Origin of the sequence: Marinitoga sp. 1155, assembly GCF_001021175.1 — a bacterium.
GTDB lineage: Bacteria > Thermotogota > Thermotogae > Petrotogales > Petrotogaceae > Marinitoga.
In genome coordinates this window covers 1-22779 of the sequence record NZ_AZAX01000055.1, presented here as the reverse complement: position 1 = coordinate 22779, position 22779 = coordinate 1, and the positions used below count along the sequence as shown (strand labels likewise).

Annotated in this window: 16 protein-coding genes; 9 read left to right on the top strand and 7 right to left on the bottom strand. The window is 27.3% G+C overall.

The genetic code is table 11. The features are described 5' to 3' along the window. Positions 1 to 13 precede the first annotated feature (13 nt). Positions 14 to 6721: a hypothetical protein gene (locus X274_RS10945; protein WP_047266874.1), complete on the bottom strand. Its 6708-nt coding sequence runs from the start codon at positions 6719 to 6721 to the stop codon at positions 14 to 16. Positions 6722 to 6930: 209 nt separating this feature from the next. Between X274_RS10945 and X274_RS10940 the strand changes: the two genes are divergently transcribed. Both X274_RS10940 and X274_RS10935 read left to right on the top strand, forming a co-directional pair. Beyond that, the gene (locus X274_RS10940) at positions 6931 to 9438 is read left to right on the top strand and encodes an ATP-binding protein (RefSeq protein ID WP_047266873.1); all 2508 of its coding nucleotides are present in this window, start codon (positions 6931 to 6933) and stop codon (positions 9436 to 9438) included. Next, on the top strand, positions 9438 to 9797 hold the full coding sequence (locus X274_RS10935; RefSeq protein WP_047266872.1) for a response regulator: 360 nt from the start codon (positions 9438 to 9440) through the stop codon (positions 9795 to 9797). The genes X274_RS10940 and X274_RS10935 overlap by 1 nt, the downstream gene beginning before the upstream one ends. A gap of 66 nt (positions 9798 to 9863) precedes the next feature. On the opposite strand, the gene glmM is transcribed toward X274_RS10935, so the two are convergent. Further along, a complete protein-coding gene (glmM, locus tag X274_RS10930) occupies positions 9864 to 11189 on the bottom strand; it encodes a phosphoglucosamine mutase (RefSeq protein WP_231580414.1) in 1326 nt (441 codons plus the stop codon). Between the two features lie 294 nt (positions 11190 to 11483). On the opposite strand from glmM, the gene X274_RS10925 reads away from it, so the two are divergent. Together X274_RS10925 and X274_RS10920 are read left to right on the top strand one after the other, a co-directional pair. Then, complete coding sequence (locus X274_RS10925; RefSeq protein ID WP_047266870.1) at positions 11484 to 12473, top strand: LacI family DNA-binding transcriptional regulator; 990 nt, start codon at positions 11484 to 11486, stop codon at positions 12471 to 12473. Positions 12474 to 12505: 32 nt separating this feature from the next. Further along, positions 12506 to 13984, top strand: coding sequence for a carboxypeptidase M32 (locus X274_RS10920; RefSeq protein WP_197073371.1), 1479 nt, complete (start codon positions 12506 to 12508; stop codon positions 13982 to 13984). Positions 13985 to 14032: 48 nt separating this feature from the next. Here X274_RS10920 and X274_RS11730 read toward each other — a convergent pair whose 3' ends face one another. Continuing rightward, positions 14033 to 15604 carry an Rqc2 family fibronectin-binding protein gene (locus tag X274_RS11730; protein WP_052913313.1) on the bottom strand — a complete coding sequence of 524 codons (1572 nt, stop codon included), beginning with the start codon at positions 15602 to 15604 and terminating at the stop codon, positions 14033 to 14035. Positions 15605 to 15706: 102 nt separating this feature from the next. On the opposite strand from X274_RS11730, the gene flgA reads away from it, so the two are divergent. The 5 genes from flgA (at position 15707) to X274_RS10890 (ending at position 19887) form a co-directional block, all read left to right on the top strand. Continuing rightward, positions 15707 to 16627: a flagellar basal body P-ring formation chaperone FlgA gene (gene flgA, locus X274_RS10910; protein WP_047266869.1), complete on the top strand. Its 921-nt coding sequence runs from the start codon at positions 15707 to 15709 to the stop codon at positions 16625 to 16627. Further along, positions 16624 to 17235: a flagellar basal body L-ring protein FlgH gene (locus X274_RS10905; RefSeq protein ID WP_047266868.1), complete on the top strand. Its 612-nt coding sequence runs from the start codon at positions 16624 to 16626 to the stop codon at positions 17233 to 17235. The genes flgA and X274_RS10905 overlap by 4 nt, the downstream gene beginning before the upstream one ends. A gap of 36 nt (positions 17236 to 17271) precedes the next feature. After that, complete coding sequence (locus tag X274_RS10900; RefSeq protein ID WP_047266867.1) at positions 17272 to 18258, top strand: flagellar basal body P-ring protein FlgI; 987 nt, start codon at positions 17272 to 17274, stop codon at positions 18256 to 18258. Continuing rightward, positions 18258 to 18524 carry a rod-binding protein gene (locus X274_RS10895; RefSeq protein ID WP_047266866.1) on the top strand — a complete coding sequence of 89 codons (267 nt, stop codon included), beginning with the start codon at positions 18258 to 18260 and terminating at the stop codon, positions 18522 to 18524. Before X274_RS10900 ends, X274_RS10895 begins: the two co-directional genes overlap by 1 nt. Positions 18525 to 18594: 70 nt before the next feature. Further along, the gene (locus X274_RS10890; protein WP_047266865.1) at positions 18595 to 19887 is read left to right on the top strand and encodes a hypothetical protein; all 1293 of its coding nucleotides are present in this window, start codon (positions 18595 to 18597) and stop codon (positions 19885 to 19887) included. 32 nt (positions 19888 to 19919) lie between these two features. Here the strand turns inward: X274_RS10890 and X274_RS10885 are convergent, their stop codons facing one another. The 4 genes from X274_RS10885 to X274_RS10870 are packed head-to-tail and all read right to left on the bottom strand — an operon-like array spanning position 19920 to position 22455. Continuing rightward, complete coding sequence (locus tag X274_RS10885) at positions 19920 to 20657, bottom strand: ABC-2 family transporter protein (RefSeq protein ID WP_047266864.1); 738 nt, start codon at positions 20655 to 20657, stop codon at positions 19920 to 19922. A gap of 1 nt (position 20658) precedes the next feature. Next, a complete protein-coding gene (locus tag X274_RS10880) occupies positions 20659 to 21399 on the bottom strand; it encodes an ABC-2 family transporter protein (protein ID WP_047266863.1) in 741 nt (246 codons plus the stop codon). Continuing rightward, positions 21399 to 22223, bottom strand: a complete 825-nt coding sequence (locus X274_RS10875; protein WP_047266862.1) for an ATP-binding cassette domain-containing protein — start codon at positions 22221 to 22223, stop codon at positions 21399 to 21401. Before X274_RS10875 ends, X274_RS10880 begins: the two co-directional genes overlap by 1 nt. After that, a complete protein-coding gene (locus X274_RS10870) occupies positions 22216 to 22455 on the bottom strand; it encodes a hypothetical protein (RefSeq protein ID WP_047266861.1) in 240 nt (79 codons plus the stop codon). The genes X274_RS10875 and X274_RS10870 overlap by 8 nt, the downstream gene beginning before the upstream one ends. Positions 22456 to 22779 lie beyond the last annotated feature (324 nt).

Here is a 22779-nt window from a genome sequence, read left to right as displayed (position 1 = left end):
TCCCCCCCTAAACTTATTCATTAAAAGAAATTTCTCTTCTATTTGCAAATTTGACGCCTTCATTTGTGTTTATAGTATATATTTTTTGAATTCCAGTAGTAAATACAATTTTTATTTCTGAATCATTATAAATCACAAGCGTATCACCTGCATAAAGGGGGTCCATTAATTTCAAATCATTTATTTGATCTTTATATTTTATTGAAGCATTCCCTTTTAATGCAACTACCACACCAAGAACCTTTCTTTTTTCTTCATAAGGTATTACTTTTACTTTAACGGATTTCGATACTTCACCTGCAGTAGCTATTATTTCATGTTCTCCAGGTACAGTTAGTACAGCTTCTATAGTATCTCCAACACCAAGCTCCCCTTCTATATCAGAAGACCATATAATATCATCATCAATTCCCATTTTATAAGCACTTAGTTCTATCGGTTGTCCCTGAACAATTAATAATCCCTCTTCTATATTTATTACAAGATCTCGTTCTATTTTCACTTCTTCCAGTACCTGAATAGAAATCTTTTTGGTAATTGAACCATTATATTTGCTCATAGCACTTAACGTTATTTCATGTTCTCCTTTACTTAATTTTTTATTTATTTCCGAACCTCTACCAATTTGACCATCTATATTAGAAATCCAGATAATGTTTTCAGAAGGTATTTTTGTTCCATCTGCATCAATTACTATAGCCTTAAATGGAATTTCAACTGCTCCTGTAAAAACATCTCCATTGGATGGACTATCTATGGATATTGTCATTTCACCTAAACTCAATATATTTATTGTATCTTTATCTACAAATCCTTTTGAATTTTTAGCTACAGCAGTTATTATATGTTTTCCAGGTATTAATTTCACTTTTATATTTTTCCCTGTTCCCAAATCACCCTGCAAATTTGAACTCCAATTAATATTATTTATATCTCCATCTATTGGATCTAATGCAAACCCTTTTAATTCAATTTCTTCACTTGATTTTACTATATTATAAGTCGACAATATTTTCATCTTTAATTTATCCCTTATAGCTATATTTACTATGTCTGAATCTTCATCTTTTTGTGCTTTAGCAATTACCTTTAATACATAATTACCACTTTCAAAAGTATTTGTATCAATTGATAATACCAAACCATTACCAACTTTTTGATCGTTAATAAACCATTCAATTTCTGGATTTTTTCCTTCTGCATTAAATATTTGAGCCACAGCATTTATTTTTTCCTGCCCCTTTACAAACACCTGACCTGTAATAGGCTTTACTATTTTAATTTTTATCTTTTCAAAAATAGTAATTTGCTTTGTTTCGGTATAAATATTACCAAGACTATCTTTTACATCAACTGAAACAAGAGCATTCCCATATTCTAATTCATAAGCGTTTATTTTTAAATTATTTCCATCTAACTTTTTGTCTTCAACATTTGGTTGTTTTATAGTCCATAATATATCATATGGTTCCAATCCTCCTGAAATATTTATATTTAAATTAATTACATCCGTTTGTGAAAAACCAACTTTTTTATCTTCAGGAGATATTATATTAGCTGTTAAAGGTGATACTACTTTTATAGATATAGCTTTTTCTCCTGTTAACCCATTATTATCTGTTACTTTAGCTATTATCCTATAATCGCCCGGTTTCAACGTACCCGCATTAAATGAAATCCCGGTCCCTTTTTGCTCACCATTGATAAACCATACAACATTTTCAGGTCTTACATTATCTTCGGAATCTGTTATTATAGATTCAAAAATTATTAAGTCCTTTGTACTCAACACACTTCCATCCATAGGCTTTACTATATCTATAGCTGGTGGTGTGTTTAACTTTATCCTGACTGTATCCGATACGTTTTCGACCTCAGCAGTAATTGCATGCTCACCAGAGGATAAAATATTTGTATTTAACTCAATTCTTTTTCCATTCCCTAAAATACTTCCATCTAACTTCCATGATACTTTTTCATCTTCATAAGGTAAATTTGGTCCTTTAAATGCTTCAGCCTGTAATATGAGTTTATCTCCAACATTTACTATCGAATCATTAATTGGTTGAATTATTCTTATATTAGGTTTTTCAACTATCTGTATATTTGATGAAAGTTGAACGCTTTCCCCCATTGAATCTTCAACATATAAATCAACAAAATGTTCTCCTGTAGTTAAAATACCTGTATATTCAACTTTCAAACCTCTTCCAACTTCTTCACCATCAATCATCCAGATTATTTTATCTTCATTAATGGAATCATCATCCTGAACAATAGCTTCAAGTATAAGAGACATACCTGCAGTTATTTCCTGATTATTTTGAGGAGATATGATTGTTGGATTTGGTTTTTGATTAATAATTATATTTCTTGATTCGACGGCTTCTGTGTTGAGTTTATCCTTTACCAGTACTTTCAAATTATGAGTACCCGGTTTTAAAGTACCTGCAAATAATGAATCAACATTTTCTCCAATATTTACACCATCGACAAACAATTCGTATGGTAATAGACCGTCTTCTTTATCTTCTGCTTTTACATTTATTGAAATATTTGCTGTTGTTACAAACTTTTCTTCATTTTCTGGAGAATCCCATACTATTATCGGTTTTGAGTTAGGTAATAACGTAATTGAATCTTCACTTTTAAATTCACCAAACACCGCTTTTAAAGTTAATTCTGCCTGTGTAGATATGTTTTGTGTATTTAAAGTTAAAACTGAACCTTTTCCAATTTCATTCCCGTTTAAATACCAGGTTAATTCACCATCTCCTTCTCCTTTTATTAATAAATCTTCTCCAGGATTAAATATAAACTCCTGTGATTCAAGAATTTTAGTCTTTAACGGCTCGAGAACTTCAATCTTAATTTCTGATACCAAATCACCATATTCTGCTTGTATTGTATGAACGCCTGTTTCCAGTCCATCAAGGAATATAACTCCTCCATTTCCAACTTCTGTTCCATCTAAATACCATAGTATATCATCTGTATTTAAATTAGTTTTACCTTCTAATGTTGTTTGATATACATTTCCCACAACTTTTATCTCTTCTCCATATTTAAATGTCGAATTATTTATAGGTTCCAGTATGTCAAGTATTGGTTTATCTGAAATATTTATATTTATTTCTTTTGTGTAAACTTCATCGAGAATATCTATTAATTCAACCTTAACTACAATATCTCCCTCACCAACATTTGAGACAAGCGCATCGCGCCCACTAACTATTTTGTTACCATTAAAATACCAGTTTATTTCTTTTATTTGATCCCATTTTCCATTTAATAGCTCGATTTTCAATCTTATTGAATCATTCAGATTAAAATGACTTCCTTCTTCAGGCGAAACAATTTTAAATTCAATTCTATCCAAAACCGTAAATTCTACAACATTTTCAATAGAATTATTCATATTATCCATAACTTTAAATATTAATACATGTTTTCCTACACTCATATTTGATAATGTTATCTCTTTTGATTTAGAGATTAGTTCTCCGTCAAGAAGCCACTTTTGTTCTTTTATACCAATGTCTTCATCAAATTCATATACTGCATTTACGTCAATTGTTTCGTCTTTAAAGAAAATAGAATTATTATTAATGCCTTCTATTGATAAATTGGACACAGGTTTATATACATATATTTGAACCACTTTTTCTATATCATCTGCAACTGACTTAATTTCATAAGTTCCTGATTCTTCTGGTATAAATCCAAGATCCTTTCCTTCACCTATATATTCATCATTTATATACCATTCTATTGTTGTTTCATATTTTGTTTCAGCTTTCAAATTAATTGTATCTCCAAACTTAAATATATCCCCATCTTCTGGTGATATAATTTTTAATGTCTGCGATTCCAATATTTTTATTCTTATAGTCCTTTCTTTTGTAGGACTTTTGGCTTTTATTTCATATTCTCCCGGTCTATTAAATGTATAATTTAAGACTTCACCACTTCCTATTAATGTGTCATTTGCAAACCACTGAACATCACCACGTAAATTCTCCACATCAACTTCAAATGTAATTTCTTCACCAATATAAAATTCTTCATTGTTTAGAGGTGAAACTATATTTAAAACTTCCTGCGGTAATATCTCTATTGCAATTGAGCTTTCCAGTTCGCCACTAACGACCTTTATTTCATAAGTACCAGATTCATCAAATGAATATGATATTCTTTCTCCTGTTCCGATTTCGTTATTATTTACAAACCATCGAAGTTCTTCTTTTAGATTTTTAGAATCAGCTACAAATTCTATTTTTTGACCAATTTCAAATTTTGCTCCATCGATAGGGGTTTTTATTATCAGATATTTTTCACCTACCACCTTTACTACAATCTCATCAGAAAAATCTCCTGATTTTGCTTTTACATTATATTCTCCACTATCTTCAAAGGTATATTCAAAAGTATCTCCACTATTAACAAATTCATTATTTATAAACCATTGAATCTCTTCATTTATATTTTTCTTTTCCGCTTTAAATGTAAATGTCTGATTTATATCCAGTACTATCAATCGTTCCTCTGGAACGACAATTTTAACATATCTATCTACATATATTTCTATAGAAATTTCATAAGAAGCCACACCAGATTCTATTGATAGGGAATGTACCCCTTCATCTTCTATAGAAAATGTATAATTTATTTCCTTACCTTTTCCTATTTCTTCTTCATCTAAATACCATATAATTTCTTCTTCTACATTTTCCCCCTCTGCTCTTAATAATACCTCTTCGCCAGCCATTAACCTGGCATTATTAAGTGGGGAAACTATTCGAATTTCTGGAATAGCTTTTACATATATATTAAACGTAACTGATAATTCTTTGTATCTGGCAATAACTATGTAATTGCCAGGCTCTTTAAATGTATATTCCAGATCAGAACCGTTGCCTATAACCCTATTGTTTAGTATCCAATTGATCTCACCAGGATCCAAATTTGCATAATCAACATTTAAAGTAACAGGATCATTTACATACACCTCAAATTCAGTTTCTTCACTTTGCAATAATGGTACAAGTTCAATTTGAATAATAACAGAATCTGAAAGTTCTCCAGATTTAACCTCTATTTCATGCTCCCCTGATTCATCAAAAGTATAAGTAATTGATTCACCGCTTCCAATTTCATTTCCATTATCATACCATACTAAATCTTCTTCTAAATCCTGTACAAATGCTTCAAATTCAACCTCTTCACCAGCTGAAAATACCATCCCATTTTGAGGTTTTATTATTTTTAATTTTGGCTGTTTTACAAAAACATTTATTTCAGATTGAGAAATATTATTATAATTATCCTTTGCATAAAATTTAATATTCAAAGGACTATCCATATATCTTCTTTTTGGAGTATAATCTATTGCATTTCCTTCAAATCTTTTACCCTCAATTTCCCACCATGTTTCTGAAATACCATCTTGTGGATCATTATCAATCGCTTCTCCTTCAAAAGTATATGTTTTACCATATACAAGAAATTCCCCATCAGAAGGATTTATTATTTGAATTTCTGGTGGATTATTCATAGGGGTATTAAATTCTACCCATTCTATTTCATCGGGATTTATAAACGGGGTGTTATTTTCATAGTATGGAATAACTTTCCATTTATACGTTTTTCCCCACTCCAACGATTTTTCTAATTCATAAGATTGAGAACCATAAACCTTAAAATTGCCTATATTCTCTATTTGTAAAAGGTAATAGGAAACTTCATTGTCATATTCAAATGACCATTCAAATGTCGGATTAACATTATCAATTTCTCCAGCTGGATATATTAATTCCGGATATGTTATATCAAATGTAACCTTTTCATCAAGTGTTTTTGCTATTTCATTGTTTCCAGAATCTTTCATAATAACTCTAAGTGTATAGGTTTTACCTCTTTTGAAGACAGGATCATCATCTGCTCCGGTTATATTATAAGTAAAAATACCATCTTCAATATTATCTCCTGTTGGATAGCCTTTTATATCCAGATCCAGATTATTTGAATCTGGTTTGTTATGGTTAAATGCATGACTATAAATTAATTTCCCATTTTCCTCAATTTCCAACACACTTTTTGTTGTCGAATACCATGGAACCCTGCTCAATGACCATTTTATTATCGGCAATAATGTATCACCTTCAGGAAGGACTATAAATTCTATCGGATCTGGTTTTATTATTGCAATATCTGCTGTTTTATCTCCTCTATCAACTTCTTCGTCATTAACCACTTCTATAATCTTTATATTCAGTGAATACTTTCCTTCTGCCAATTCTAAATTCAAAAAATCTGATGTATCCTGTAAATTTGAAACATGTGTCATATTATTTTCTTTCAAAGCAACTTTATCCAGATAATCCAATATTTCAGTATTTTTTAAAACAAATATTTCATTTGGCGATAGCTCTATTGGACCAAATCTAACAATTAAATAATCTCCTGCCCAATCACCACTTAATACATCCAATCTAATGTCCGCATAAATAGTAGCAGGATTTGTATCATTCTTTACTGTAGCACTAAATAAATTACCATTTAATATTACTCCTGGTGTAATTATGGCATAATCTTGAGACACATTAAATTCCCATGTATCTATATTTTTTGTTCGTATACTCACGCTTTTTACAGCTGAAAATGAAATGATAAATAACATTAAAATCATCAAAAACAAAAAAATCCGTTTAAAACTTTTCATACACACACCCCCTATTTTTTATGAAAAGATAATATTTTGACTTTTATAAATTCTTCCTGGTTCAATGGTTAATAATAATTTAATTGTTGTATTCAATTTAATTATACCATAATATCGTTTAAAAAGTTATATTATGCTTATAAAAAATACCATTTAATAGCTCTTATAATATTCCTAAAAATATGATATAATTTTTTCGAGGTGATACAATGAAAAAATTATTGTTTTCTATTTTTTTTATTTTTGCAATTACTATTACTTTTTCTTATATTAAGCTGTATAATGGTTGGGAATATAAATGGGAAGATGAAAGCGCGTGGCATGAATATAAAACTCCAGGTGTTCCAATAGAAAATAAAAATAAAATGCTCTATTTAAGATATAAACTACCAGATATAAAACTGGATACACCTGCAGTATATTTAACAGGTATATTTGATAATTCCAGTATGAAAGTGGGAGATACACTTATATATAACACATTTGCAAAAAGTTTTTTTAGCCCAAAAAGTATTTTTAAAATACCAGAAGATTTTCAGAATAAATATTTAATCATAAAAGTGTCTTCAAAAAGAAGAGATGTTGGGTTTTTTGGAGAATTTTTACTTGGAAATGAAATAGAATTATTAAGACATCAGATTTTTGTGGAATTAGATAAAATTCTATTGGTTGTTTTTAGTTTTTTTATTTTGATAATTTCATTTATTTTATATCTATATTTTCTTATTTTTCAAAGATCTTCAGAAATAAGAAAAGCCCTAATTTATCTAGGAATTTTTTCTGCGGGTATAGGAATATTTATTTCTGGTCAAACTCAGACATTCAAATACTTTTTTTCAAATTACATATTCTGGGCATACATGATGGATGTTGGAAAATATCTTTCTCCAATAGGTTTAATGGGTTTTTTTTATAATATATTTGACTATTCTACAAAAAAAATTATAAAAATTTTATTATATTTTCATATAATTTATTTTTCTACTATCAGCATAATACAAATTGCAAACGGCTTTGAGTATAATTATTATGTTGATTTTTCAACTATATTATATTTTGCAATGTTATTGGATATTATTATAATGATATACAATATATATATCGGTTATAAACTTAAAGATTTTAAAGCTTACATTTTTTCTGGAGCTATAATATTGGTTTCTTTTTTTGCTATATACGAAATAATGGGTGATCTAAGAATAATTAAGTGGCAAAGGCCTCTTATTCAATGGTCAATATTTTTCTTGATAAATTCAATGATTTTACTCATTTTAAAAAACATAAAAGAGTTAAATTTAGAATTGTCTGTAAAAAATAAAATATTAGAAAGTTGGAACAAAGATCTCGAAGAGATCATATCAAAAAGAACAAAAGATATAAAAATTTTACTTGATAATTCAGGAGAAGGTTTTTTCAGTTTTGACAAAAACTTCATTGTAAAAAATGAATATAGCAAAGAGTGTATCAGAATTTTTGCAAGAAATATTGAAGGTATAAATGCTATAGATTTATTATTTGACACAAAAGATAAAGATTTTGTAAAAAGAGTATTTGACGATGTTTTTAATGAAAAAGATAAATTTAAGAAAGAGGTTTATCTATCTTTTTTACCTTCAGAATTAAAAATAAATAATGGATATTATGAAGTTTTCTTCAAATTCATAGATCATGAAGAAATAATCATGGTAAAGCTCAAAGATATCACAACTGAAAAGAATTTACAATTAAAAATCAATGAGGAAAAAGAAAATCTGGCTAAAATAGTAGAAATAATTAAAAATTATGATACTTTCGTATTAAATATAACTGGAATTAAAAAATTAATCAAATCACTATTAAACATGGATATAAAACACTATAAAACTTTTTTTGGTGAAATTCACAATTATAAAGGTATTTTCTCTCAATTTTACTTAAAAAATATCGCCCATCAACTTCATGAAATTGAAAGTAAAATTTTAAATAATACTTTGAAAAAAGATGCTATTAAAAAGCTGGAAAAACTATTAAATACAGAAATTTCAAATATTCAAAAAGAATTAGGACATAAAATTGATGAAGATATTTTAAAAATACCTAAAATAAAAATACTTGAAATTGAAAAAGAGTTAAAACAACATTTTGATAAAAATCATCACATTATAAAAGAAATCGAAGAATTGAGATATAAAAATTTATCTCAATTGATCAAACCGTATCTCCTATACACAAAAGAACTGGCTAAAAAAGAAGGAAAAACTATTAATGAACCAAAATTAATTGAAAGGGATATAATACTGGTTGATCCAGAAAAATATTTTTCTTTGATAAAATCCTTGATTAATATTTTTAGAAATATCATATCTCATGGAATCGAAACTCCTGAAATGCGTATTGAAGAAGGAAAAGATGATTTTGGCAATATTGAAATACATTTATATAAAGAAAATAATAATATAAATATAATTATAAAAGATGACGGAGCAGGTATAGATTTAGATAAATTAAAAGTTATTGCAAAATCCAAAAATATTAAATATAACAATAAAGAAGATCTATTGAATCTTATTTTTATGGAATTTTTAACTACTTCAGAAAAAACAACAGAGATTTCTGGCAGAGGTATGGGTTTATCGATTGTAAAAAAAGAGGTAGAAAAACTCGGAGGGAAAATTTATGTTAAAACCGAATGCAATAAAGGTACTTCATTCCATATTATAATTCCGGAAGTGATATAATGGTTAAAATTTTGATAGTTGACGATGCTCCATTTATTAGAAATCAGCTTAAATTAATATTAAAACCATTGAATTTTAATATTATTGAAGCTTCTGATGGGAAAGAAGCTATTTTTGTATATAAAAAACATAAACCAGATATTGTAACTATGGATATTTCAATGCCTGTAATGGATGGAATCAAAGCTTTATCTGAAATAATAAAATATGATCCCAATGCTAAAATTATAATGGTTACAGCTTTAGGACATAAAATGCGAGTTCTTGAAGCTATTGAAAAAGGTGCTTCATATTATATAGTAAAACCTTTTGATAAGGAGAAAGTTATTGAGTCCATACTAAAAGTATTAAATAAATAAAGCTCATATTTACCTGTATTATTTAATGCTTTATAAAAAAACAAGCAGGATATTGCCTGCTTGTTTTTAATATTTATCTATTTCTTCTATAATTTCATACAATTCATTTACAACCGAATATACCAGACCTTCATCTTTCCCTTCTGCCATTATTCTAACTTTATGTTCTGTCCCTGATGGCCTTACGACTAATCTAAAATCAGGAAGAGATGTATATTCTTTAATTTTCTCCTTTAATTTTTTACTTTCCATAACAGACTTTTTATCTTTCACAGAAATATTTTTTAATAACTGAGGATACTGCGGAATTTCATTTATCAATTCATTTATATTTTTACCAAAAAAGGTTAATGTTTCCAACGTTTCCAAGGCTGTTATAATACCATCTCCAGTTGTTGCTTTATCAAGAAATATAATATGCCCTGATTGTTCTCCACCCAATTTCGCATCTGATTCCAGCATTTTCTCTAATACATATTTATCTCCCACTGCAGTTCTAACAAGATTAATATTATGCTTTTCCAAAAATTTTTCCAGCCCGAGATTACTCATAATAGTTACAATAACAAGATTATTATTTAATCTATTTTGTTCTTTTAATTTCAATGCATTAATAGCCATTAATTTATCCCCATCAATCAAATTTCCGTTTTTATCTATAAACAAGCATCTATCTCCATCTCCATCAAAAAGTATCCCTAAATCATAACCATCATTTTTAATTATATTCGATAAAACTTCTGGATGTGTAGACCCGCATTTTTCATTTATGTTTAACCCATCAGGGCTATTAAAATACACATCATAATTTAAATCAAAAGCCCCGAAAATTTTATCAATTAATGCTCCTGTAGCGCCATTTCCTACATCTATTGCTATTTTATACGGAACATTATCCATATCGTAAGAGGATAGTATATATCCTATATATTTATCCTTTAAATGAGAAGAATTCATTTTGCCAATTTCCCCATATGGAACATATTCAGGTTGTTTTTCTAAAATTAAATTTTCTATATCTATTTCATCATCATCTGAAATTTTAAATCCTTCTGCTAAAACTTTTATTCCATTATAATTAGCTGGATTATGTGAAGCCGATATCATAACTCCAAGAGTTTTTTCGCTTTTAGTTAAATAGGCTAACGCTGGTGTTGTTATTATTCCACAAAATTCAACATCAAGTCCTGCAGATAATGCCCCAGCAGATAATGCTGCTTCAATCATTTCGCCAGAATTCCTTGTATCTCTTGCTATTAACAGCTTTTCATATTTTCCTGCATACATTCTTCCTAAAGCATTACCTATTTTATATACCAAATCAACAGTTAATTCTTCATTCACAAGTCCTCTAATACCATCGGTACCAAAAAGCCTTTTCAACTTTAACACCTCCATGTTTTTCTTTAATAATAGGGTGTTCAATTAGTAAAGTAAGCGAAAACTCGAAAATTGCCTGAAAAAACAGCATATGAAGCCGGTCAATTTTGCACGGATGCAAAATTGAGTGAAGCCGAACATGGATGTGAGTCTGATACGACCGGCGAAAATATGCTATTTTTGAAGATTAGCAATTAAGGTTTGAGCAACTTTACTTTTTGGACACACCCTTTTTAATACTATTATAACTCAAATTGACATAAATTAAAAGTTGTAGTATTATTATAACATAGAGAGGTGAGAAATATGGTAACAATAAAAGATATTGCGAAAATTGCTGGTGTTAATCCATCAACAGTCTCAAGAAGTTTAAACGATTATCCTAATATATCAAAAAAAACAAAAGAAAAGATTAAGAAAATAGCCGAAGAATTAGGTTTTGAATTTAATGAAGCTGCTCGAAGCTTAAATAAAAAAAAGACAAATACAATAGGAGTAATTATACCTCAATTTTTTGATGACATGAGAGGCGAAATATTTTTTGCTAATTTTTTAGGAAAGTTAATCAAAGAGGCCCAACTAAAAGGATATCATGTTAGAATTGAATATGAAATTGAAAAAAATTATATAAAGAAAATGATTCAAAGTAGGAGTGTTGATGGATTATTGCTTATGAATCCTGATATATCTAAAGAAGATGTTGAATTTATACTTGAAAAAAATATACCTTATATCTTTTTACATTATCTTTCAGAAAATTACATTAACAAAGATATTAACTTTGTTAGAACAGATCAACAAAAAGGTGGTTATATTGCAACAAAGTATTTAATAGAAAAGGGATATAAAAATATTTTAACCTTATCCGGATTAAGTATAAATCACGAATTTATCGAAAGAACTAATGGTTATAAAAAAGCTTTAAAAGATTTTAATATAAAAAATGAATATATTCTGGATATTGATGTAACCTTTGAAGCTGCAAAAAAAACTATCAAAAAAAATAAACCACTATTAAAAAAGGTAGATGCAATTTTTGCACAAACTGATTTAATGGCTTTGGGTGTCATAGAAGCACTCAATGAGTTGCATATTAATGTACCAAAAGATCTTGCAGTTATTGGGTTTGATAATATTCAAATTGGTACATATTTTAAACCGAGATTAACAACAATAGAACAGCCTATAGATAAATTGGCAAAGATAGGAATTAAAAAATTAATAGAATTGATGGAAAAAAGTTTTAAGGTTAGAAAATTTATTGATCCAAAACTTATTATAAGGCAATCAGCTTAACTTTTAAAATTCTAAAATAAGGGGGAATTGTTATGTCAATTGAAAAATTAAAAGACAGATATCTACTTATATCAAAATATAACACCGCAGCAGCATTATTACAGTGGGATTTTGAAACTCATATGCCCAAAAAAGCTGCAGATAAAAGAGCCGACGTAATAGGTGAAATTTCAACAAAAGCTTTTGAATTATCTGTTTCTGATGAAATTGGAGAATTAATTAAAGAAGCTGAAAAAGAAAATTTGAATGAAATTGAAAAAGCTATTATAAAAGTTGGAAAAAAAGAATACGAAAAATTTAAAAAAATACCGCCTGAACTATTTAAAGAGTTTAATATAGAAACAGCTAAAGCGCAATCTTCATGGGAAGAAGCTAAAAACAAAAATGATTTTAACATATTCAAACCTCATCTTGAAAAAGTTGTAGAATTAACCAAAAAAATGACTGATTATTTAAGCTATAAAGAAAATAGATATGATGCCTTACTTGATTTATATGAACCAGGATTAACAACAGCCGAATTAAAAAAAATTATTAATCCATTAAAAAAATTTTTGGTTGACTATTTAAAAAAATTGGATAATGGAAAAAAACCTATATCTATTATGAAAGGATATTTTCCTGTAGAAAAACAAAAAGAATTGTCATTAAAAGCTTTAAAACTTATGAAATATGATTTTGACGCTGGAAGAATGGATATTTCAATGCATCCGTTTACAACAACTATAGGTTTTAACGATGTAAGAATTACAACTCGATACAATGAAAATGATTTAAATGATTCATTATATAGCACTATACATGAAGGTGGGCACGCATTATACGAACAGGGAATACCTGAAGAATTTTATGGTCTTCCAATTGGCGATGGTGCTTCAATGGCTATTCATGAAAGCCAATCCAGATTCTGGGAAAACATTATAGGAAGAAGCCTTGAATTTTGGAAATATTTTTATAATGATTTAATAGAAATCTTTCCGGAATTTAAGGAATATACTCCTGAAGATATATTTAAAGCAGTAAACTTAGTAGAAAGGTCTTTTATTAGAACAGAAGCAGATGAAGTAACTTATAATCTGCATATAATGCTGAGATTTGAAATTGAAGAGGCTTTGATTAATGATAATATAGAAGTTAAAGATTTACCTGAAATCTGGAACAAAAAAATGAAAGAATATTTTGGTATTATTCCAGAAAACGATAGTGAAGGCGTATTACAGGATGTTCATTGGGCTCATGGATCATTTGGATATTTCCCATCTTATATGCTGGGAAATCTGTATTCTGCACAATTTTATTATAAAATGAAAAAAGATATTCCAGATCTCAATACCAAAATATCACATGGCAATTTACATCCTGCATTAATATGGTTAAGAGAAAATATACATTCAAAAGGAAAAATATATGAACCTGTCGAATTAGTTAAAATAGTAACTGATGAAACACTTAATCCGGAATATTTTATAAATTATATTGAAAATAAATATAATATGGTGTATGAATTATAAGATTTATTTATAAGAACAGAAACATAAGGGCTGTTCAGCCCTTATGTTTTATATTGGTTCTACATATAATGTCTTAAAATTATTGTATAATACCATTCCTGGTTTTGAACCTTTAGGTTTCCAGACATATTTTTTCATAGTATAATCAATAGATACCTTTGATGAATACCTGCCTTTAGAATATTTCGCAGCCAATTTTGCCCCAAATAATAAAACTTCCATAGGCACTTCCTTTTTATTTGTTTTTATTATCACATGAGCTCCGGGAATCCCCTGAGCATGCATCCATATATCTTCCCTATCCGCTTCTCTCGTTATTTTATCATTTTGAATATTATTTTTTCCAACAAAAATTTTAAATCCATTAAATTCAAATTCATATGGTTTTGAATTCGATCTTTTCCTTCTTTTATTTTTAGTTTTATCCTGTAAAATTTTTTCCTGAATCATTTCTTCTTTTATTTCCATCAAAGTCTCTATATCTTCTACAAAGTCAATGCTCTGCCATAATTGATATAAATAATCTATCATCTTTTTTGTTATCTTTATCCTTTCTTTAAGATGTATTTCCTTTGACTTTAATTTATGGACCTTTTTAAAAATCACCTGTAAATTTTCATTCGGTGTTTTTAAAGGATTTAAGTTTATCTTTATTTTTTCACCTGTTTCCCAATCTTCAACCACTACAAAATCCGTCTTTTCTTTAAATTGATAAAGATATGCTTGAAGAAGTCTCCCCTTTTTTTCTAAATCTGGAATTTCTCTTATCTCTTTCTCCTCGTTTTTTAATTTTTTATATAATCTTTCATATTTTTCTATCTCTTTTATAACTGTTTTTTCAAGACGCTTTTTTAATTCTAAAAAACGAGAATTCATACTTTGCAATTCAAAAAAATTCAATAATCCTTCTGATGGATTTTGGAATTCATCATATTTGAAATTTACCGGTTTAAATGCTAGTATTTCTTTTTTACCGTTGTATTCAAAAGTGTAAACATTTAAATTATCAAGAAATTCTGAAACAAATGAAATATAATCATATTTTTCAATATACTCATAAAATAAATTTTTACTTATTTTTGAAAATCCCATAAATGGTTGATTTAAATCATAAAGATTTTCATTTTCCAATATATTAATATATTCTCTTTTATAAAAAGGAATATATTTTGCCCCTGGCATAATACTTCTTTTTGGAGATACTCCTTTCTTTAATGCATCCATAATCTTATTTTCCTCATCAATAAGCAGTATATTTGAATTTCTACCCATAAGTTCAAAATACAGCTTATAGTTTCTCAATTCAAATGTTTCATCAATAACAGATAATTCAATATAACCAATTCTATCAAGTCCCAATTGCTCTATTTTTATAATTTTTGCATTTTTTATTTTCTTTCTTAAAAACATAGAAAAATTTTGCGGAGTATCTGGCATATTTGGTTTTGATTCCAATTTAATTAAGTATGATGGATTTTTTAATACAAATAACAAAAATCCACTTTGAAGTTGTAGTAATACTTCATCATTAACTGGCTGATATATATTTCTAATCTTTTCTCCTTCAAAAATTTGTGCTTCTCTTATTAATTTATTTAACAACAAACCATCTATCGGCATATAATAACCTCCATTAATTGATTATCTAAATTATTATACCATATAAGGATTTTTATCTTCTAATATTGAAAAATAAAATAGACTGATATGTGTGGTGATTAAATGAAAAAAATATTGTTTTTAATATTTATAACTGTTAATATATACATATTTTCAAATGTCACAATTCCGGCAACAATTACATCATATGATAGGGTTTTTTCTTTAAAAGACATTTTCCCGGATTTAAAATTTGATAGAACATTGGCCTTTTTCTCAGGCAACTCCATCACTTATGAAGCATCAAAACTTAAAAATTTATTATTGTCCACAACAAACTTTACAAATATTACATTTGAATCATCAATAATTACAATAAAATATTCTCCCGAAGTTAAAAATTTCAACTCATCAAATACTGAATTATATTTAAAAACATATTTCGAAGAATTATTTTTAACAAATACTCCTAAAGCTACAATAAATAATTTTGAAATTAGCAAATATATGAAAGATACAAAAATATCTACTGTTCTGGATACAACATATCGTCGTTCATTAAATAACATATATGGTAACTTTTTAATACTGGATGATTTAAATCTAAAAAAATACATATCATTTAAAGCTAATGTTTCAAATTATGATTATGTATATGTAGCTAAAGAAAATATTCCATATAAAACTCCACTAAACTTAAATTTATTGAAAAAAAAAATCATGGATATATATTCATTATCCATGTCACCATTAAAAACTAATGAAAACAACTTAACAAAATTTATGGCAAATAGGAATTTAAGAAAAGGTGAAATAATCTATGAAAATGCGGTAAAAAAAATTCCAGATGTTAAAGCAGGACAGGTTATACCAATAGAAGTATATTTTGACGGGGTGAAAATTCTATCATGGGTAAAAGTTTTAAACGACGCTATAATCGGCGAAATTGTACTGGCAAGAAATGAAAAAACAAATGTATTAATAAATGGAAAATTATATTATGGACCAAAAATAATAATCAATATAGGAGGCTCTAAAAAATGAAAAGGATTTCGTTTTTGATAGTTATAATGCTGATTTTTACAATTAATTTTAGTGATTCATTGTGGAAAAAGTCTAAAATCAGCAATTTAATTTCAAAACCAGAAAAAAGTTATGAAACTGGTGATATTATAACCGTGGCTGTTTCTGAAAGTCCATCTTTGAGTCTATCTGATAATAATCCAGATCCATTTTCAGGTGTAATGGGGACAGTTGGTGCCATTTTTAATACAATTGGAAATATAGATCTGATGAAATTTTTTCCTTTAGGTGCAAATAAACCAGAAAATATTAAAGTTTCAAATAAAAAATCCTCGTCTCAAAGCAAAGCCACTGTAAATTTATACATATCAGCAAAGGTTATTGAGGTTCTTGATAATAATATTATAAAAATACGAGGAAAAAAGGAATTTAAGGTTGATTCACAGAAAAAAATAATGATAATAGAAGGTTATGCCAATACATCTTCCATAAAAGATGGAATAATTGATTCGAAAAATTTATCCGAAGCAAAAATATGGTATCAGGGAGATACTGATTTGCAAAAAGATCCAAATAACAAAACATGGCTTGCCTGGTTACTTTCAGGAATATCAAATCTGTTTTTCTAATATTTATATATCTAAATATAATAAAGGAGTGGAAATATGAAAAAAACGGTACTAATATTATTACTAATTATATTTTCCCTATCTGCATTTTCTGCAATAAGACTTAAAGATATCGCATATTTCAGAGGAGCCAGAGATAATCAGTTATTTGGAATAGGTGTTGTTACCGGATTAAACGGCACTGGCGATTCAGGAAAAGTTACTTCAGAATTGCTTACAAACATGATGAAAAATTTAAATATAAATCTGCAAAATGCTTTTACTACAAAGAATTCTGCTGTTGTATTCGTTTTCGCTGATATACCTGCTTTCTATAAAGAAGGTATGAAATTAGATATTGTAGTAACAGCTGCTGGCGATTCAAAAAGTCTGGAAGGTGGTTATTTGATTCAAACTCCATTGTATGGTGCTGACGGACAGGTATATGCTGTAGCTCAGGGAAGTGTTTTAACCGGCGGAGTAGAAGTTAGTACAACAGCAAATTTACAAAAAAGAAATAAAGTAGTTGGTTTTATTCCTCATGGCGCTATTGTAGAAAATGAAATACCAGCTTCTATAGTTTCAGACAATACCGTTACCGTTCTGCTTAGAAATCCTGATATTACTACAGCGGCAAGAACTGCATTATCTATCAATGCACAATTTGGACAAAAATTAGCAAAAGCTGTTGATCCTTCTTCTGTTAAAGTTAAAATCCCGGATGTTTTTTCTGATGATTTAATTTCATTCCTCGCTTTAATTGAAGAGGTTGAAATTGATCCTGATTCAAAAGCCAAGATTGTAATAAATGAAAAAACCGGAACTATAGTTTTCGGTGGAAAGGTTAAAGTTGCTGATTTTACCATAAATTATGGAAATTTCGTTATTTCTGTTGATAATGGCAAAGTAGGGGATAATGATGCCACTATATATAATCTTGTCAACGCTTTAAAAGCTGCTGGAGCGACTCCACAAGATATTATCGCAATTATACAAAATCTTTCGGCTGCTGGCTATCTATATGCTGAATTGGTGGTGATGTAATGGTTTCATCTGTAACCTTTTCAAGACCAACTAATTATAACAACATAAAAAAAGAAGATGTTGCTGCAGAACTGGTTGGATCTGTTTTCTCAAAAGTATTTAAAGATATGTATAATTCTGAAATATTTAAAAGTGATTTGCTTCCAAAATCGAATACTGAAAAATGGTTCAAAGAAATGCTGATAGACCAATATTCTATTTCTATAGCAAAAAATAATATGAAACCTCTAATAAATGAAATTTTAAAAGCTTATCAAAAACCTTAAGCTCCTATTTTGGAGCTTTTATTTTATATGGTATAATTAAACATGAATAAGAAATCTATGGAGGTGGATTATGAAGAAAATTTTATTATTTTTAATTATGATATTATCATTAACCGTTTTTTCCAACATTTACGAAGTTATTCCTCAAGATTCAAAAGCAGTTATCGTATTAAATAATGCAAAAACCGTATACGACGATTTAAAAACCGTTCCTATATTTGGAAAGATACTGGATGATCCAACTTATGCTGAAACGCTGATAACGGGAATGATAGATGCATATATCCAATCCCTTGATTTAAATAGTGATGAAGTCTATTCGGGATTTGAAAAAAACGTTGGAATATTTGTTATTGAACCACAGAACAATAATTATGAATTTGGAATTGTATTGGGACCTTTAGACGATGGAAAAAAATATATAGAAGTTTTCAGCAAAGTCATAGATGCTTTAATGCCCGAAGATACTGGTATAAATTTTTATTATATTGTAAAACAAAGTGAATTACAGGATTATTTAATAATAACCACAAATAAAAATGCTTACGAAAACTCAAAATTAAACTTTATACCAAAAAAAAGATATAATGAAACAGGTATTTATGAAGAAATTAATACTTCTACACTTAATGGATATGGTTTTTCATATATAAAAGATAATTACCTATATAGTAAATTTAACCTATTAACTGATTCACAAATCACACCAAAAAATGTTAACATTGACAGCTCAGAATTTTTTGGTTTATATTATTCAAAAACAACATACATACCTGATGGATCATCTTTGAATTTAAATAAATTTGGCATAAATCTTCCAGAAGACTTAATCAACTCGATTTTATCGAAATCAGATTGGGCTGAGCAAACAGGAACTATAAATTTATCAATGAATGATGAAACAGGAGATATTGAATCAAATTTTGCTATGAAAATTAAGGTTAAAACCAATAGTTCTTTTGATGAAATTGAAAAAATAATACCTGAAGATATTACAAAAGAAAAATTAGATAAAGATTATATAAAGATAAGTAAAACTGTAAATGAAAAAAGCATGATTATGTATATATGGAAAAAGGATGACTTTTTATACATATCAAATTTAAACAAAATTGAATTAAAAAAATATGAAAATTCTTCTCAAAAATTATCCAGTAATATATTGTATAAAGAATTAAAGTCCAAAATACCAGAGGCTAATATTGGAGCATTTTTTCTTGATTTAAAACCTTTAATTTCATTTTTAAAAGATTTTTTTGGTGTTGAAGGCCTTGATGGTGAATTTGGAGGATTAGGAAGCGCTATTGCTTCAAAAACACCTGATGGAAAAAATATAATTGAGTTCAATTTTATAATGAAATAACAAAAACAGGTCTCTCTTTGAGACCTGTTTTTTTATCCACCAGCACTTATATATTTTTCTAATGTTTTTTTTAAAAATATATTTGATATAAAAAGTAACAAAATACCAAATATAAGATATTCTATTATATATTTCTTTTCTAAAAGACTTTCTACAGGAATATTTGCAAAAAGGCTTACAGGAATTATGATAAAAATATATTTCCAAAAAGATGTATAAATATTTCGAGGCAAATATGAATAAGAAAAAAGGTTATTAATAGTATCTTCAAGCAACTTTACATTAATAAAGATAAAATTAAAAGAAGAAATTATTAATTGAAAAGAATACCTTATTAGCACCATAATAAAAACATTAATAATATATCTAAAAAAGTCTTCAATATTCCAGTTATAAGAAACTAATATTAGATACAAATTCGGCAATAATGTAATTAAATATAAGGAATCTATATTTATTATTGATAATATCCAGCTGATATTCCGAGGTAGTAAAATATAATTATCTAATTTTCCTTCCACAACAAGGTTTGATAAATTAAGAAGAGAAGAACCAAAAAATGCATAATAGATAGTTTCTACAATAAACGCCGTTCCGATTAGCAAAAACATTTTTTCATCAGAAATTTCCATTTTGAAATTGATTTTTATTACTGAAAAAAATATAATTGTCATTAATAATTCAAAAATTCCCCAAAAAATCATTAAAATTGTATCTTTTAAAAACAATATTCTAACTTTTATACCATTTAAAAAACTCTGTATGAACATATTAACCACCTGCAGTTTCGTATTTAGATATTGCAAATTTATAAAACAATTGAGAAATTAAAAATATTATAAAAATCCAGAACACTAATTTTAAAAACTCCTGAATATCAAGTGTGCCCTTAGCAAACGATTCTCCAGGAAAATTTATTATATAATTAAACGGCAAAAATTCAAAAATTGCTCGGATTTTTTGAGGGAAATATTTAAGCGGAATTAATCCACCAGAAATAATTTTAAATAAACTATATGACCAAAACGAAAGTGAATCTCCTTTTTTTAACCAAAAAGCGCTTAAACTAAATAATATTGAAATTAGAGAAGATAACAACAATGCAAAAGGAAAAATAATTATCAAAATAATTAAATTAGTAAAACGAATATTGAAGATAAATGAAAAAACAAAAATGATTGGTAAAGTTAAAAAAATATTATACAAAGGATATACAATTTCTACAACAGAAAAATACAAAATTTTATTTATAGGTAATAGTATCAAATTATCTAATTCTCCGTTTCTTACTAAATTAAAAAAACCCGGTTTTATTACAGGAATGATATGAGATAGAAAAAAAGAAAGTGCAAAATAATAATGTATTATTTCATTTTTTTCTCCTATACCTAATTGTAAAAAAAGGTATAAAAAGAAAAAATTAATAGTATTTTGAAAAATATACAAGTACCAATTTATTTTATAAATTTTTAATCTTTTTAATAAAAATTTGCTGTATTCTAAATATTCCATTATATTAACTCCTTCAATATATCTTCAATTGTAATATCATTTATTTGAATTGAGTTAATATTTTTTAGAGAAATATGCTGAATTTTTGATTCATGTATGATTTCACTTTTTGTCGAACCGTCAGAAAATACATAAATAATTTTTTTTAATTTCTTGAATTTTTCGATTTCTTTTTCATCAATTTTTCTTAACACTCTTCCTTTATCCAATATTATTAGTTCATCAACAATTTCAGATAGAATGTTAATTTCATGTGTGACAATAAAAATAGTGCGATCTTCTTTTTTTTGAATTTTTAAAAACTCAATTAATTTTTTTTTCGTATCAATATCTAATCCTATAAATGGTTCATCCAAAAAAATTAGTTTTGGAGAATGTAATAATTTAGCTAAAATTTCACACTTTACTCTTTCACCAAAAGATAATAACCTAACAGGTTGATAAATCTTTTTTTCTATATCTAATATCTTTCCAAGATAATTAATTTTATTTTCAAATTCTTCCTTATTTATTTTGTAAACTTTGGATAAAAATTTATAAAAGTCAATAGCAGGTAACGAATAATCAAGAAACCCTTTTTGAGGATTAACAAAAGAAATTTTTTTCAAAAAATCTTTGCTTCTTTTATACGGAACATAGTTCAGGACACTAATCTTACCATTCGTGGGTTTTATAATTCCAGCCATTATTTTTAAAAGTGTACTTTTGCCAGAACCATTTTTCCCTACTACGCCAATTGTTTTTTTATCAGGAAAGGATAAATTTATGTCTTCTAAAATAATTTTATTTTTAATTTTCAAATTAATTTCAGAAAGTTCAATCAAAATTACCCACCTCTATAGACTTAAATTTTTCTATTAAAGTTTTGCAGCTTATATTAAATTTTTCTTTGTCATCAATAAAATCATTAAATAGCGAAAGTAATTCATTTATTGTATATCCATCTAATAAAAGTTTTCCAATGTCTGCCCAGTCATTTTTTAATAATAATATATTATTATTAATATCAATAAACAAATAACTTTCACCGTAATTATTGCTATAATATTTTATCATAATTTCACTCCTCGATATAACTCGATATAACTAACATTATTCCTCTTTATTTTAATAAATTAAAAACATCTTCTATATATTTTGGTATTTTTGAAAAATTCCTGTTTTCAGAATAATTTATCGCTGGACAAAATAAAACGTTATCTTTTACTTCTTTCTGTGAATTTATAATTTTTCTTTAAACAAAAAAGCAGCCGTTGAAGGCTGCTTTAAAAATATCATATGGAAAAAGATAGTTTCGGACTAAGCCATAAAGCTTGGAGTTTCCATATGATTACAGTTGGCATAGATATCTCCTCATATCTATTATATCACTTTTATTAA